This window comes from Paenibacillus tyrphae (genome assembly GCF_027925525.1).
In the GTDB taxonomy this organism is placed as follows: Bacteria; Bacillota; Bacilli; order Paenibacillales; family NBRC-103111; genus Paenibacillus_G; species Paenibacillus_G tyrfis_B.
The window spans coordinates 113,287-127,974 of record NZ_BSDJ01000005.1 but is presented as its reverse complement, the minus strand read 5'-3'; the positions used below and the strand labels follow the sequence as shown (position 1 = coordinate 127,974).

19 protein-coding genes are annotated in these 14,688 nt (G+C 53.6%); 5 read left to right on the top strand and 14 right to left on the bottom strand.

The window, feature by feature from the left end; all coding sequences use genetic code 11:
- Positions 1 to 239: 239 nt before the first annotated feature.
- Positions 240 to 557 carry a winged helix-turn-helix transcriptional regulator gene (locus tag QMG93_RS07835; protein WP_010494072.1) on the top strand — a complete coding sequence of 106 codons (318 nt, stop codon included), beginning with the start codon at positions 240 to 242 and terminating at the stop codon, positions 555 to 557.
- A 44-nt stretch (positions 558 to 601) separates the two neighbouring features.
- On the opposite strand, the gene QMG93_RS07830 is transcribed toward QMG93_RS07835, so the two are convergent.
- Both QMG93_RS07830 and QMG93_RS07825 read right to left on the bottom strand, forming a co-directional pair.
- Positions 602 to 826, bottom strand: a complete 225-nt coding sequence (locus QMG93_RS07830) for a hypothetical protein (protein ID WP_281935147.1) — start codon at positions 824 to 826, stop codon at positions 602 to 604.
- 63 nt (positions 827 to 889) lie between these two features.
- The gene (locus tag QMG93_RS07825) at positions 890 to 1,072 is read right to left on the bottom strand and encodes an aspartyl-phosphate phosphatase Spo0E family protein (RefSeq protein ID WP_281935145.1); all 183 of its coding nucleotides are present in this window, start codon (positions 1,070 to 1,072) and stop codon (positions 890 to 892) included.
- A 190-nt stretch (positions 1,073 to 1,262) separates the two neighbouring features.
- Here QMG93_RS07825 and QMG93_RS07820 point away from each other — a divergent pair, with 190 nt between their 5' ends.
- Positions 1,263 to 1,973 carry a response regulator transcription factor gene (locus tag QMG93_RS07820; protein WP_281935143.1) on the top strand — a complete coding sequence of 237 codons (711 nt, stop codon included), beginning with the start codon at positions 1,263 to 1,265 and terminating at the stop codon, positions 1,971 to 1,973.
- 108 nt (positions 1,974 to 2,081) lie between these two features.
- Here the strand turns inward: QMG93_RS07820 and QMG93_RS07815 are convergent, their stop codons facing one another.
- The 8 genes from QMG93_RS07815 to QMG93_RS07780 all read right to left on the bottom strand — a co-directional run bounded on the left by QMG93_RS07815 (position 2,082) and on the right by QMG93_RS07780 (position 8,170).
- The gene (locus QMG93_RS07815) at positions 2,082 to 2,819 is read right to left on the bottom strand and encodes a YhcN/YlaJ family sporulation lipoprotein (protein WP_281935141.1); all 738 of its coding nucleotides are present in this window, start codon (positions 2,817 to 2,819) and stop codon (positions 2,082 to 2,084) included.
- An 80-nt stretch (positions 2,820 to 2,899) separates the two neighbouring features.
- On the bottom strand, positions 2,900 to 3,418 hold the full coding sequence (locus QMG93_RS07810) for a hypothetical protein (protein WP_281935139.1): 519 nt from the start codon (positions 3,416 to 3,418) through the stop codon (positions 2,900 to 2,902).
- Position 3,419: 1 nt separating this feature from the next.
- Positions 3,420 to 4,070, bottom strand: a complete 651-nt coding sequence (locus tag QMG93_RS07805; protein WP_036685561.1) for a trimeric intracellular cation channel family protein — start codon at positions 4,068 to 4,070, stop codon at positions 3,420 to 3,422.
- Positions 4,071 to 4,075: 5 nt separating this feature from the next.
- Complete coding sequence (locus tag QMG93_RS07800) at positions 4,076 to 5,155, bottom strand: Gfo/Idh/MocA family protein (RefSeq protein ID WP_281935135.1); 1,080 nt, start codon at positions 5,153 to 5,155, stop codon at positions 4,076 to 4,078.
- 134 nt (positions 5,156 to 5,289) lie between these two features.
- Positions 5,290 to 5,949 carry a response regulator transcription factor gene (locus tag QMG93_RS07795; RefSeq protein WP_216795345.1) on the bottom strand — a complete coding sequence of 220 codons (660 nt, stop codon included), beginning with the start codon at positions 5,947 to 5,949 and terminating at the stop codon, positions 5,290 to 5,292.
- Positions 5,950 to 7,338, bottom strand: coding sequence for a sensor histidine kinase (locus QMG93_RS07790; protein WP_281935133.1), 1,389 nt, complete (start codon positions 7,336 to 7,338; stop codon positions 5,950 to 5,952).
- Positions 7,339 to 7,359: 21 nt separating this feature from the next.
- Complete coding sequence (locus tag QMG93_RS07785; RefSeq protein WP_281935131.1) at positions 7,360 to 7,743, bottom strand: kinase-associated lipoprotein B; 384 nt, start codon at positions 7,741 to 7,743, stop codon at positions 7,360 to 7,362.
- Between the two features lie 46 nt (positions 7,744 to 7,789).
- On the bottom strand, positions 7,790 to 8,170 hold the full coding sequence (locus QMG93_RS07780) for a thioredoxin family protein (RefSeq protein WP_281935129.1): 381 nt from the start codon (positions 8,168 to 8,170) through the stop codon (positions 7,790 to 7,792).
- A gap of 96 nt (positions 8,171 to 8,266) precedes the next feature.
- Between QMG93_RS07780 and QMG93_RS07775 the strand changes: the two genes are divergently transcribed.
- Complete coding sequence (locus QMG93_RS07775) at positions 8,267 to 8,491, top strand: hypothetical protein (RefSeq protein ID WP_281935128.1); 225 nt, start codon at positions 8,267 to 8,269, stop codon at positions 8,489 to 8,491.
- A 106-nt stretch (positions 8,492 to 8,597) separates the two neighbouring features.
- Here QMG93_RS07775 and QMG93_RS07770 read toward each other — a convergent pair whose 3' ends face one another.
- From QMG93_RS07770 to QMG93_RS07760, 3 genes are all read right to left on the bottom strand, one after another.
- The gene (locus QMG93_RS07770; protein WP_281935126.1) at positions 8,598 to 10,211 is read right to left on the bottom strand and encodes an ABC-F family ATP-binding cassette domain-containing protein; all 1,614 of its coding nucleotides are present in this window, start codon (positions 10,209 to 10,211) and stop codon (positions 8,598 to 8,600) included.
- Between the two features lie 153 nt (positions 10,212 to 10,364).
- Positions 10,365 to 12,281: an ABC-F family ATP-binding cassette domain-containing protein gene (locus tag QMG93_RS07765; protein WP_281935124.1), complete on the bottom strand. Its 1,917-nt coding sequence runs from the start codon at positions 12,279 to 12,281 to the stop codon at positions 10,365 to 10,367.
- Positions 12,282 to 12,316: 35 nt separating this feature from the next.
- Complete coding sequence (locus tag QMG93_RS07760; RefSeq protein WP_281935122.1) at positions 12,317 to 13,375, bottom strand: M42 family metallopeptidase; 1,059 nt, start codon at positions 13,373 to 13,375, stop codon at positions 12,317 to 12,319.
- 86 nt (positions 13,376 to 13,461) lie between these two features.
- On the opposite strand from QMG93_RS07760, the gene QMG93_RS07755 reads away from it, so the two are divergent.
- Both QMG93_RS07755 and QMG93_RS07750 read left to right on the top strand, forming a co-directional pair.
- Entirely contained in the window at positions 13,462 to 13,791 is a 330-nt protein-coding gene (locus QMG93_RS07755) for an ASCH domain-containing protein (protein WP_010494096.1), read from the top strand.
- Positions 13,792 to 13,926: 135 nt separating this feature from the next.
- Positions 13,927 to 14,358: a DUF2269 family protein gene (locus QMG93_RS07750; RefSeq protein WP_281935118.1), complete on the top strand. Its 432-nt coding sequence runs from the start codon at positions 13,927 to 13,929 to the stop codon at positions 14,356 to 14,358.
- Between the two features lie 24 nt (positions 14,359 to 14,382).
- Here QMG93_RS07750 and QMG93_RS07745 read toward each other — a convergent pair whose 3' ends face one another.
- Positions 14,383 to 14,673 carry a Dabb family protein gene (locus QMG93_RS07745; protein WP_281935116.1) on the bottom strand — a complete coding sequence of 97 codons (291 nt, stop codon included), beginning with the start codon at positions 14,671 to 14,673 and terminating at the stop codon, positions 14,383 to 14,385.
- Positions 14,674 to 14,688: the final 15 nt, after the last annotated feature.

The window sequence follows — 14,688 nt, the reverse complement described above, 5'->3', positions numbered from 1 at the left end:
TGATGGTATGATTTTCATGAAAGTCCTATCGCTGTTATACTTTACTTTATTCGATTTTTCAACTCCAATCTGCGACTAAAAACGACAAATTTCGTTCAGAACCGGGAAAAGCCCCGCCACGCCTGGGGCGAACGGAGCTGCCGGGACTTCAGGATGGTGAACCCGGCAAAAACGAAACAAAAAACTTACTTTTGTCAAGTAACTTATGCTAAAATGAAGGGTAAGAAGAGGTGAAAACGATGGCAGATCATCCGCATCATTTATGTCCCAAATTTGAAGCCGCCTTTGAAATTTTAGGCAAGCGCTGGACCGGTCTGATTATCCGAGCATTATTGGGAGGTCCGTGCCGCTTTAAAGATATCTCCGAGATGATTCCCGGAATGAGCGACCGTATGCTTGCCGAACGCTTCAAAGAGCTGGAAGCCGCCGGATTAATCAGCCGGCATGTCTATCCCGAGACGCCGGTCCGGATCGAGTACGAATTGACAGATAAGGGAAAAGCACTGGAACCGGTCATGAATGCGGTTCAAAAGTGGGGAGAAACGTGGGTCAAATGACCCCGTTTCTTGACATGCCCTCCCATGCTACAATGGAAGAAGCGTTAATCGTGGTGGACAGGCTCGGCCATCCAGGTGACCGGGTAATAGAACATACGGTGCCCGCACTGCGGGCATTTGATTTTCATGTCCAGCTCGTTTAAGCCGTTCATAAATAACGCACGCGAAAAGGACGACTCATGGCTGACCGTCCGGATGATATCTCGTTGGGGGGCATAGTTACAGCTCGAAGCGCTGCAGGAAGCACAAACTTTGTAAGCGCTGCTCACCGGAGAGGCACATCCTTCCAAAAAAGCCGTATTCTTTTTTGGTATGTCCCCCTGTCGGCACTTTTATACGGCGGCTTGTCCGGCTGGCTGCAGCGGACGCATGGCGAGTAAAATGAGCTCGTCGAGCTCCTTGCTTTTATGTAGGACTTTCGGATCGGTCAGCAAACAGCCTTGGCCGGTTACCAAAGCGTTCAACTCGTCGATGCAGCTGCGAATTCGGTGTTCCAACTGTGCCTGAATCAGCATCGGTATACCTCCTTGGCTTTGTTCGCGCAAACGAACGGCTGGCCGCTTCCATGTCGGGTTATTCGCTCTTAAGGCTTTCTACGATTTCGATTATGAAGGACATTCTTTAAAAAAGTAGCAGCCGCATATTTGATTTTTATTAAGTTTCTTAACATTTATCTAATACTTCATTTCGTCGAGGTGGCACGTCATGTCTAAAGTATTGCTGGTTGAGGATGATCAAAGTATTTCGGATATGATATCCATTTACTTGAGCGAAGAAAATTATACCGTGTATTGTGCAGCCAACGGCAAACAGGGTAAAGAATTGTTCAGCCTGCATGAGCCGGATGTCGTCATTCTTGATTTGATGCTTCCGGATACGAACGGCATCGAGATGTGCAAGCACTTTCGCACCGTCTCCAACGTACCGATCATGATCGTTTCCGCCAAAAGCGAGGTATCCGAACGCGTCAACGCGCTGATGATCGGCGCCGACGATTATTTGTGCAAACCGTTCAGCATGCGGGAGCTGGCCGCGCGGACGAGCGCGCTTCTGCGCCGCTCCGCCTTAACCCAAACGGTCAGACCGGCAGCAGAGGACCTAGTGCCTACGGAAACGAAGGACATCGTCCTCGATTTGGAAAAGCGTGGCATCTATTTGCACGGTCAAGCGGTGGAAACGACCTATTCCGAATTTGAAATCATGAAAAATTTCTGGCTACATCCGGGCAAAGTATTCTCAAGAGAAGAGCTGCTGAACAAAATCCGCGGCATCGATTCCTTCGTAACCGAACGCTCGGTCGACGTACATATTACGAATCTCCGCAAAAAAATCGAGGCGGACCCTAAGGAGCCCAAATATATCAAAACCGTATGGGGCGTCGGCTATAAATTCGAAATGCCAATGAAGGCCAATTAACCGGGCTCACCAACTACGCACTTTTATCAACCATAAAAAATCCGGCCGGGTACGCAACCTTGTCAAGCGTTGCGACCGACCGGATTTTTTTTGCATACGGCGGCATCGTTATTTGCGTGTATTGGCATCGTCCGGAAATACATGCAGGATCAACGTATTGAACTCGTTCATATAATTGGTCATGGTGCCGCGCTCTTTCTCTTCCTTCGCATAAAAGCGGATGCGCTGCACGAAATTCGGGTTAGCCGATACGTATACTTGCTGAATGTTGGTAGGCGCCATCGACATGACCAGCTTGCGAATTTCATCGGCCTTTCCGGTCGACAAGCCCCCGTTTTCCGTCCACGAATACCGGTTCGGACCTTTATCGGTGCCTCCGAATATCCCGACTCCGCCTTTCGACGTTACCTGATACCCCAGCATGTCCGGCGACGCCTCGGCTTCCGGACTATGACCGTCCAGAACGACCGCCACATAGCCGTTCACTTCCGTCAGCAGCACCTGGGCCTCACGGACGCCGGAGATGCCCTTCACCCGCTCCGCGATCTGTGGCGAGAATGCCATCGTACTCGCCGAGTGCCGGTTCGTCATATCGAGTTGTTTTCGTCCGCTGTATTCTTTCCCTTGACGGGCCTGCTGCTCGTCTACCCATCGCTGCTTGACCCCAAGCGATCCGTCTTCGTTATTGCGGGAATCGCGGTCATACAAGGCTTGCTGCCGGTAATCCTCCAGCCCGCCGCCGGGCCGGCTGGCCTGCGGCCTATTCCCGCCGCACGCGCTTTGCAGCAGCAAACAGCCGGCTACTGCGAGAAGAAGCAGCCCCTTTCGGTGTATCGCGGTGTTCATCCTGTCGTGTCCCTCCTGTAGACGTGCCCTCGTAAGGCTCACGCTTAGGATGAATCACCCGCCGGAAAATATGCGCAGCGCTACTTCTTTTCGCTATCGTTGGGATTTAGCCGCTCCAGCAGCTCACGGACTTTTTGTTCCGATACGTCTCCCGCTTGCTTAAAGAGCGCAAGCTGCTCCGCAATGTCGCGGCCAATCGCTTCATGCTCGGCTTCTGCCGCCACATAGCCAGGATCGAACCACACATAATCGCCTTCGGGGCCGTTGCGCAGGAATGGCTTGCTCCAATGGGCCGGGTAATCGTAAGGCGCTTCCCCGAATAAAAAACCGAGCACCTCGTCGCTTTCCAGCGGCATCAAGTGATGAAACGATTCTTCCTGTACGGCCTCCGGTCCCGCCGGGATCGCGGCCAAATTCCGGTGCAAGTAGGCGTAATGCAGGTAATGTTCCCCTGTCGCCTTGTCTTTGGCGATTTCATACAGCTCAAGTGCATCTTCTTTCAACACGCGAACGGAGTCGAGCCGATCTCCGATTTCTTCGCCCGGGATACGTTTCCGGCTGCTCCAGGACGCGTTCGGTTCGTTTGTTTCCGACATCATGCTAAGCCCCCTTAGCTTGCTTTGATTCCTCATTAAGCCGCAGCGTGCGCCGCGGCAGCCGCCATTTGTACACCACCGACAGCATCCGCAAAATAACAATAAGCGCGAATAGTCCCAGCAGCGGCCACGATCCTTGGAACCAGCCGATTCCGATCAGAAATCCTGCCAGCATGCCCCAAACCGCATAGATCTCGTCATGCAGTACTAGCGGCTTCCGTCCGGCCAACACGTCGCGAATAATCCCGCCGCCGATCCCGGTCATCATCGCCGCTACGATGACGGCGCTTAGCGGAGCATTCATCTGAACCGCATACAGTGCCCCTTGAATGGAGAAAGCCGCCAAGCCGATAGCGTCGAACAAGGATTCCCACGTTTTCCAGCGGCGAATCCAGCTGACGGGAACGATAAAAACAAGAAACGCCGCGATGAGCGCCGTTTTCAAGTAAAGTCCCTGCGTCCAAAGCGTGTTGACAGGTATGCCGATCAGCAAGTTCCGGACGACCCCGCCGCCGAACGCCGTCACAAAGGCAAGTACGAAAACGCCGAGAATATCATATTCTTCTTCCATGGCAACGACCGCGCCGGAAATAGCAAACGCGATCGTGCCGATAATGCTGAATAATTGCAAATTTACTTGAAGCAATTCATCCATAAGGGTTAATCCAAGCTCCAATCCAGCGTAACGAGTTGACCTGTACGGGACGACTCATAGATCGCTTCCAGCACTAAACTGTTCGTCAGACCTGACATCGCGGATGTGAGCGGCTCGCGGTGCTCCCGGATGCAATCGAGGAAATGGCGGCTCATGCGCTGACGAGGCCCTTCATCGTTCGAATCCACCGTCAACTCTACGTCGGCGGTCCGCTCGAACAGCTCGGTATGCAGCGTCCCTCTTCCTGCACGTAGAGAAGCGCCTCCCTCGGAGCCCATCAGGTAAATATAAGGTCCGTTATCGATAAAATCGGTATTGGCCGCCCAGCTTACATCCAGCGACAGCGTGCTGCCGTTATCCAGCTTGATAAGAGCGGTTGCCAGATCCTCAACGTCATAAAAGCCGTTCCAGTCCGGCTTGCCCCAAGTGCCGATACCGCGTTTCTTCGGTCCGAACTCGGCATACGTCGTCCCGAAGACGGAGACCGGCTTCGGACTGCCCATCAAGTGCAGCGACAAATCCAGCATATGCACGCCGATATCGATCAACGGCCCGCCGCCGGATTTATGCATTTGCGTAAACCAAGTGCCCCAGCCCGGAATCCCTTTGCGGCGGAGCCAGCCGGTTTTTACATTATAGATGCTGCCGAGCGCGCCTTTGTCGATTTGTTCCTTCACCTGCATATTAAGCGATTCCCAACGCATCTGATGCGACATCATCAGCACTTTACCCGACTTCAGGTGTGCCTTGACAATTTCTTTGGCGGAAGCCGCGTTGACGGCCATCGGTTTTTCAAGCAGAACGTGCTTGCCGGCTTGAAGCGCTTCAATGGCAATGGGTGCATGAGCATCGTTCGGGACGGCTACGATTACCGCATCCAAGCTCGGATCCTGCAGCAACTCCTGGTAGGTTGCGTAAACGTTCGGAATATTATATTCCTTCGCCCGTGCGATAGCCATAGGCTGATAGACGTCCGTCACGGCCGTTACGGCGACGTCCGGGATTTGCATAAATTCCTGAATGTGTACATTGCCGATGTTGCCGGCGCCGATGACGCCGATTTGTATTTTGTCGTTTGCGCTCATGCGTTAGGCTCCTTCGCTGACGGTTTTCTATGTTCTCAAACAGTTTCACTATACCATAAACTTCGGGCAAGTGTAACGGAAAAAAGCGGCGTCCTTCCGGCTTTTACGCCTGTGGCAGTCGCTTTTCTGGCAGCTTACAAAATGCCCATATCTTTTGCTTTTTGGGCCGCTTCCTTGCTGCTTTTTCCGCCCAGTTTCTTCAAAATATTCCCAACGTGCACTTTGATCGTCCGTATGGAAACGACGAATTTGTCGGCGATTTGCGTTTGAGTGTGCCCTTTTTCGATCAGATCGAGCACTTGAATTTCGGTTGGCGTCAACAAATTTTTGAGTTCTCTCACCCGCACCTCATGTTCAAGCTGCTTCAGGCGACGGAATTCTTCCCGCATCTGCGCAGCGACGCTCGGATGGATGGAGCTCCGGTTGGCGTATGCACTGCGGATCGTCTGCGGAATTTCCGTGAAGTTGGACTTCACCATATAATCGACGGCGCCGGCCTTGAACGCTTCGAAAATGATTTCCTTCTCCTCCATCGAAGAAAGCATGACGACACGGGCCCCGCTGCACTTGACGATTTCCGCTGCCGCCCACAGTCCCTCCGGGCTGTCGGACATCATGACGTCCATCAGAACGACATCCGCTTCCGTCTTCTCCAACAGCTCGACAGCCGCTTCACCGGACGAAGCCTGACCCACCACTTCGATATCCGGCTCCTTCTGCAAGTAGCTGTGCAGGCCGCGCAGCCAGTCCGGATCGTCCTCGACAATGACGACGCGAATCGCAGGATGCTCCATTTAAATTAACTCCCTTCCCGCCGGAAGACGCTTTTGCTTCGGAAACTGCATGAAGACGCTTGTTCCTTGGCCCGGCTTGCTGTGAATGTTCATGGTGCCTTTGTGCTTCTGAACTATAGTATAACAATAAGAAAGTCCCAAGCCGAAGTTCATTTTTTTACCGCTCTTGGTCGTGTAGAACGGATCGAAGACGCGCTTGAGCTGCGAATTGTCCATTCCGGGGCCCGTGTCCTTCATTTCCACAACGACTTTGCGCTTCGTTTCCGTCAAGCGGACGGTCAGGACGCCTCCGTCCGGCATCGCTTCAATAGCATTCGTCAGCACGTTGGTCCATACCTCGGTCAGTTGCGCCCGGTCGGCGGCGATCCGCTCCTCCGTTAAATACTGCTCGCGAACCTCGACCTTATGCAGCTCCGGAGACAGCGTGCGGATACAGTCCCTCATCAGCTCACGCGGGTCCAACTCCTCGAGTTGAAGCTTGATCTCCTGCGTTTGTCCTTGAATCCGGTAGATCATATCGTAAATATGCTGCGATGCGGACAAAATGACTTCCATATCCTGCACCACTTGAGCGGGGTCCGTTCGTCCGGCTGCCACCTCGGATTTGATTTTGTCGCCGAACAGCCGGATTTTGCCGACATCGTTCTTGATCGCGTGATTCAAAATCGAGGTCCCGGACGTAATCGCGCGCAGCGTATAATCAAGCTTCTGATTACGTATCGAGATTTGCAGACCCATGAATCCGTAGCGGAAGCTCGATCCGACAATGATGGCCAGGGTGAGCGCAATCACCCATATGTTATAGCGCCACCATTCGTACAAACCGAAGAAGGTGGGTAGCAAATAAAGCGTAAACAAAGCGAACACCAGCGTCGGCGCAGCCGCAAGCGTCGTCAGCATCCGGCTGCGGCGGAGAAACGAATTTTTCTCCTTCAGTAGCGCCATGATCAATAAAACGGCGCCTGTCACAATATACGGCGCCGCCCAAGGGGTGACAAAGTAAAAAGGGATCGGATCGCCGGGTTTCGGTTCGAGCACGAAGGAAAAAGCAGGAAAAACCACCAGCGCCCACGGAATCCATCGTTTCCACGGCCACACCGGATAATCCGGGTAATAAACAATGGCGAACATCAAAAACGTATAAGGCAAGCCGAAGTAGCACATCAGCGAACTGGCGAGCTCGGCTTTGGCCAGCAGCACCGCAACGGGCATTGTCAACAGGCCGCGGTCAAACAAATAAGGCACAAGATCGTCCGCAATCACCGCTGACAATCCGCCACAGCCGCCTGTAAAGGCGATGCTGCTGATCCATTGTGTCGTCGCCCGCTTCGGATCGGTGACGATCAGGAGCAGCCCGATCGTCCATAGGCCGATAAACACAAACAGCATGACAACCCGATCCCTTCCGTTTTAAGCGTACTCTCCCTCGAGCCGGTCCAATTCTTCGAGACACCGCTCGGCCCAGCGAACGGTCCGCTGCAGCTGCTCGCGCTCCTGCGCCAAGGCCTGCCGCAGCGATTCGCGGTAATCCGGCACCGTTCCTTGGTACGGCCGGACCGTGTTCGGCGGCATAAGCGCAATCTCCTGATAGGCCAGCGCGCGCCGCTGATGGAAAAACGCCACATCCGGGTCCATCGGATTGTGCAAGTCCCCTTGCGTCGGGTGTTTCACGACCGCGGCAATCTTCACGGCAACTTTACCGGTAGGCGACAGCTCGACCACCTCGCCGATGTACTCGCCTGTTTTGTAGGAAGCCCGGACCATCGTTCCGGGAGTTAACATGGATTCCAGCATCGTATAGATACGACTCCCTTTCTTGTTATAAGTCAGAAAGGCCTCATCAGCCATTCGTAGCAACGTTCATCCAACGGTGCAGCTCCTGCACGTCGTCGAACCGGTATTTCTTATCTGCGACTGTCCCTCGCTGCCACCGCACCAGACATGGTACGCTTTCGATTTGCCAATTCCGCGCCAGGACCGGCGAGAAATTAATGTTGCAGCGGCCCATGGGAGTCCGCGGATTCAACGCCGCGACGACCTCCAGCATCCTCTCGCCTACCTTGCACGTGCCGCACAGCGGAGTGTAGAAGAATACGTAACGGGGCTCCGAATGAGCCAAATGTCCTTCGGCCGCGTTTTCCGGGAATTCCGGTTCTACAGCTTCGGTCGTTGCAGGCGTCCATGCAAGCAGGTCTTGTTCCGACCATTCTGCGAGCGTCATGGTTCCAATCCCTCCCCTATCATATTTGCTTATTGCTTCCAGAGGGACCTATCCGGTAGAATGGTACTATCCAGGGTATAGGGCAGGTGTTAAACAATGTCGGACACAACGAACCAAAATTCGAATGAGCAACCGCAAACCGCAGGCGAGCCTAAAAAAGTCAGCTTGGCGGACGCGATTAAAAACAAGCTCGCGCAAAAGAAGCAAGCCCAGCATGACGCTAAAGCCAACGGCCAAGTGCGTGCCGGAAACGCGTCTGTGATGAAAAGCCAAAACAACAAAAAGCCGAACAACCAACGCCGGCGTACCGGCGGAAGCTGACCGGCCGCGATTGGAAAAGAAGGATGAGCACAGCCTTTTCAGGCCTGCGGCTCATCCTTTTTTTAATTATACGAAACAGCTGGGTCTCGCAAGCTTGGAATGGATATTAAGCATACAGCAGGTCGCGCTGCTTCTTAATCTCGTCATTCTCCAAGTATTCGTCATAGGTGATGACCTTGTCGATCAGGCCGTTCGGCGTAATCTCGATAATCCGGTTGGCCACCGTTTGCACAAATTGATGGTCATGGGAGACGAATAACATCGTTCCGTCGAAATCCATCAGCCCGTTGTTCAGCGCCGTGATCGATTCCAAATCCAAGTGGTTGGTCGGCTCATCCAGAATCAGCACGTTGGCGCCGCTCATCATCATTTTGGACAGCATGCAGCGCACTTTTTCGCCCCCGGACAGCACGCTTGCTTTCTTAAGCGCCTCTTCGCCGGAGAACAGCATACGGCCCAAGAAGCCGCGGATATAGGACTCGTCTTGATCCTTGGAATATTGACGCAGCCAGTCAACCAGGTTAATGTCCGTGTCGAAATAAGCCGAGTTGTCTTTCGGGAAGTACGCCTGCGTCGTCGTTACGCCCCAGCTGTACTCGCCGGCGTCGGCTTCAAGCTCGCCCATCAGCACTTGGAACAACGTCGATTTGGCGATCCCGTTCGGGCCGACGAGGGCGATTTTGTCGCCTTTGTTCACGGTAAAGCTGATATTGTTCAAAATCAACTGGCCGTCGATCGATTTGCTGAGCCGGTCCACTTGAAGCAATTGCTTGCCCGCTTCCCGCTCCGGAGTAAATTTGATGAACGGGTACTTCCGGGTCGACGGCTTGATATCATCGAGCGTCAACTTCTCCAGCAGCTTCTTACGCGAAGTCGCCTGCTTCGATTTGGAGGCGTTCGCGCTAAAACGTTGAATGAACGTTTCGAGCTCTTTGCGCTTCTCCTCGACCTTTTTGTTAGCCTCACGCTGCAGTTTCAGAGCCAGCTGGCTGGATTCGTACCAGAAGTCGTAGTTGCCGACGTACATCTGGATTTTGCTGAAGTCGATATCCGCAATGTGCGTGCACACCTGATTCAGGAAGTGACGGTCATGGGATACGACAATGACGGTTCCTTCATATTTGGCAAGGAAATTTTCAAGCCAGCTGATCGATTCGATGTTCAAATGGTTCGTAGGCTCGTCAAGCAGCAAAATGTTCGGGTTGCCGAACAACGCCTGCGCCAGCAAGACGCGGACTTTTTGGTTGCCGTCGAGTTCTTTCATTTTGACATCGTGCAGTTCCTTGGTAATGCCGAGACCGATCAACAGCTCCGCCGCGTCCGATTCCGCCTGCCAGCCGTCCAGCTCCTGGAATTCCCCTTCCAGCTCAGCCGCACGCATGCCGTCCTCTTCTGAGAAATCCGGTTTTGCGTACAGGGCGTCTTTCTCCTCCATAATTTGGAACAAGCGCGCATGTCCCATCATGACCGTTTTGAGCACATCCACTTCGTCATATTCGAAATGGTTCTGCTTCAGAACCGCCATACGCTCGCCTGGAGTGATGCTGACTTCGCCTTTGTTCGGCTCCATCTCACCGGACAAAATTTTCAGGAATGTCGATTTGCCCGCTCCGTTCGCACCGATCAAACCATAGCAGTTGCCGGGAGTAAACTTAATGTTTACATCCTCGAACAGTGCCCGTTTACCGTATCTTAAGGTGACTCCTGTTACCGTAATCATCTGTTTAAAACCTACTTTCGCGATAGAATAAAGCGATCAGCCCGTGTAAAGCCGCTTCCAAACGTATATTATAGCATAAATTGGCGCGTCTTCCCACTGGATGTTATTTTTTGTTCCGCCCAAAATGGCCTGACGCACCGCTGAAACGCTTCGTTACTTGTTCTGTGCGATACTCTCTACCAGCTCGGACAGCTCAGTCCAGCGGTCCATCGCTTCCTCCAGCCGCTGTGTCAACTCCTGCTCTTCCTTGAACAGCTCTTGCGCTTTCGTATAATCGCTGCCCGCGTTCTCGATATCTTGCTTGACCTGCGCCAAGCGATCCTCGAGCCCGGCAATTTTATCCTCGATTTCATCCCATTCTTTTTGCTCCTTGTAGGAAAGCTTGCGGGGACGGTTCGATTCGCGCTGCTGCGCTGGCGCCGTTTCGGCAGCCGCCTTGGTTTCCCGCCGCTCCTCCGCTGCCGCCTGCTTTTCGCTTCGGGACGCTTCCAGATATTCCGTATAATTGCCGAAAAATCTTCGGATGCGGCCCTCCCCTTCGAACACGAACAGATGATCCGACGTCCGGTCCAGAAAATAACGGTCATGGGATACGGTAATGACTACGCCCGGAAAATCTTCAAGGTACTCTTCCAAGATCGTCAACGTTTGGATATCCAGATCGTTCGTCGGCTCGTCCAGCAAAAGCACGTTCGGCTCGCCCATCAGCGTGCGCAGCAGATACAACCGGCGCCGCTCGCCTCCGGACAGCTTGCCGATCGGCGTCCATTGCTGGGCAGGCGTGAACAAGAAGCGTTCGAACATTTGCGCCGCCGTAACCGATTCGCCGCTCGAGGTTCGCACCACCTCGGCCGCTTCTTTAATATAGTCGATCGCCCGCTGCTTCTCGTCCATCTCAACGCTTTCCTGCGTGTAGTAAGCCAACTTCACGGTCGGTCCGGTTACGATGGAACCCGCATCCGGCTCCAGTCGGCCGGCCAACATGTTCAAAAACGTCGATTTTCCCGTCCCGTTCGGGCCGATAATGCCGATGCGATCTTCAGGTAAAACGATATAGCTAAAGTTGTCGACGATTTTACGCTGCTCGAACGATTTGCCGACCTCTTCCAGCTCCATGATCTTTTTGCCGAGCCGGCTCGCACCGAGCGAAATGTCCATCTGTGCAGCGGGTCCGTCCACCTTGCGGTCGCGCAGCTCAACGACACGCTCCACACGCGCTTTCTGTTTCGTCGTACGGGCTTTGGCACCCCGCCGAAGCCATGCCAACTCTCTGCGCAGCAGATTTTGCCGCTTGTCTTCCTCGGCGGCCTCGCGCTCCAGCCGCTCGGCTTTCTTCTCCAGAAAAGCCGCATAATTGCCCTCGTAGCTGTACAGCTTGCCGCGGTCCAGCTCGAAGATCCGGTTCGTTACTCGGTCGAGAAAATACCGGTCATGCGTCACAAGCAGCAGCGCGCCTCGCCACTTCGCAAGAAACTCTTCCAGCCACTGCACCGTTTCGTGGTCAATATGATTGGTCGGCTCGTCCAAGATGAGCAGATCCGCCGGTTGAATGAGCGCCCGAGCCATCGCGACGCGCTTGCGCTGCCCGCCGGAAAGCGTACCGACCTTTTGGCCGAAATCGCGGATGCCGAGCCGGGTCAGCACGGTCTTTGCCGTTGTAGAGGCGTCCCATGCGCCTGTCGCATCCATACGCTGCTGCGCGGCGAACAGCTTCGCCTGCCGTTTTTCATCCTCGGGGGCAAGCTGCAGCTCGGCAAGCGCCCATTCGTATTCCCGCAATGCCTGCATCATCGGCGTATCGCCGTAAAACACCTGCTCAAGCACGGTCGAGTCGGAATCGAACGACGGATTTTGCGGCAAATACTCGACATGGAAGTGGTTCGCATGGATAAGCTTTCCTCGTTCCGTCGATTCGAGTCCGGCCATAATTTTCAGCAGGGTCGATTTGCCCGTGCCATTCACGCCAACGAGCCCGATCCGTTCTTTCTCGTTGATCTGAAAGTGAATGCCGTCAAATAAAACTTTCTCGCCGTAGCTTTTATATAAATCTTCTACCGTCATGATGTTCAAGCAGATTCAAGCCTCCTCGCCGTTGCTTGCGTTTATTAATTGCCGTAAGGTTCGGCGGGCTCCGTCACGTAAGCGGCAAGCAGCGAAGCCGTATGCCGCACAGCGTCTTTATGCGTCCGCTCCATCGCGTGGGAAGCGTGAACACCCGGGCCGATCAAAGCGGCGCGAATGTTGCTCCCACCGCGAAGCGCAGCGGAAGCATCCGAACTGTACTGCGGGTAAATATCGACCGCGTAGCTCAGTCCGTCGCGCTTCGCCAGCTCGATCAGTTTCGACGTCATCGCGTAATCGTAAGGCCCGGACGAATCTTTGGCGCAGATCGAGACGTCGAACTCCGTACAATTCAAATCTTCTCCCATTGCACCCATATCGACCGCTAGCACCTCGCTGATATCCCCCGGTATCCAAGATGAGCCGTGACCGACCTCTTCATATACGCTGATCATAATCTTCAGCGTGCAGGAGGGTACGATAGCCTCGCGCTTAAGCAGTTCAAGCAGCCCGAACAAAGCGGCAACGCCCGCTTTATCGTCCAGGTGACGGGATTTGATAAAGCCGTTCGTTTTAAACTCGGTGCGCGGGTCAAAGGAAATGATATCCCCCGTACCAATGCCAAGCGCTTTGACATCGTCCGCTGACTTGACCGGTTCGTCCAGTCGTACCTCCATGATCGCTTCTTCCCGCTTCAAATCTCGCGCATCCGGAAAAACATGCACCGAAGGCTTGGTCGTCAGGATCGTGCCGTCGTAGGTTCGTCCGTCACGGGTATGCACACGGCAGTATTCATTTTCGACGGAACCCATCATATAGCCGCCGATCAGCGTAAACCGAAGCGTGCCATTGCTCTTAATCGAACGCACCATCGCTCCCAGCGTATCGACATGACCGAACAAGCCGATTACCCGGTCCTTTTGCCGGCCTTCGACCGTTATAATCCCGCAGCCCTTAGGCGTGAAGCTGATCGGGTACCCCAGCTTTTCCGCTTCGGCGGCCAGCTTGCCCATGATATTGCTGCAAAAACCGCTTGGGCTCGGCGTCGAGAGCAGCATGTCCAGCACCTGCATCATATACGTTTCGTTTATATCCCATTTCATATAATCTGCCTCCGTTCGTTTGCTTCTCAAACCATTTTAAGGTAAGCTACGGGATGGATCTAATAACCAAGGAGGTACATATCCACATGTCTCAACCATTGCCGCCAAAAACCTGTAGTATCGACCGTTTGGTCACCGTTCAAGAAGATATCGATAAAGTGCTCCGCGGAGAAAAAACGGCCACCCGCCGCAACGGACGTTACGCCGATCCGGGCGAAATCATGGAGTTGAACGGCCACCGCTTTGAAGTGACGAACGTTTATCAGCAATCGCTCGGAGAGCTGACCGACGAGCACGCAAAGACGGAAGGATATGAGTCGGTCGAGGCCTACAAAAATTATATTTTATCTATGCATGCGGGCATGCCGTGGCTTCCGCACATGAAAGTGTGGGTCCACGAATTCCGCGCCGTGTAATACGGCAAAAACAGTGTAGCCTCGGTACTTGCCGCGGCCTCCCCGGCCAAGCCGGGTCCGCTTGCTGCAGGTGCCTTTGCTACACTGTTTCTTTTTCTTTACGATTTTCAGCTACCGTTGTGGAGGTTGTTGACCATGTATTCCTGGCTCGTATTCATTCATGCCATCAGTGCCATGGTATCGATCGGACCGTTCTTCGTGCTGATACCGATGCTTCGCAGGTTAAAAACCGCCGATGGCGATCTGCTGCACTCCTACCTCGATTCCTTCCGCTTCGTCGTTCGTTTGTCCAAGCATGCCGGACACGTGCTCGTCGCATCTGGACTGCTTCTCATGTGGCTTGGCAGTTGGCCATGGACGACCCCGTGGATTTTCGGCACGTTCGTCGTCCTGTTCGCGTCGCTGTTGTTCATGGCCCGAGCATTCTCTCCGACGATCCGTAAGCTGCACGAACCGGAACACGACCGTCAGGCACTTCTCCGCAAGCTTAGCCGTTCACTTTATTTATATTTGTTCGTATTGTTCGTCATGCTGTGGCTCATGATCATGAAGCCAATGATATGGTAACACCTTGTTGAAGCTAGTCCGGAATCAGCTTTGGAAATCGACGCAAATGCTGGTTCCGTCAAGCACCTGCTTCATATGCGCCTTCACTTCTTCATGCACCGGGTGTGTATCGTACATTTTCAGATCTTCGAAGGAATCGAATTTCGTAATAAGCGCGATATCATAGGAACGTTCCAAGTGAAGCACGTCCATGCCGACTTCGAGATGGCGAAGCACCGGGATTTTCCCTTCGATGTTCGCCAGAACGTCATACGTGCGCTTGACCGCTTCCGGGCTGCGGTCTTTTAATTTGAACAATACGATATGAGTAATCATCGATTCATGTCCCCT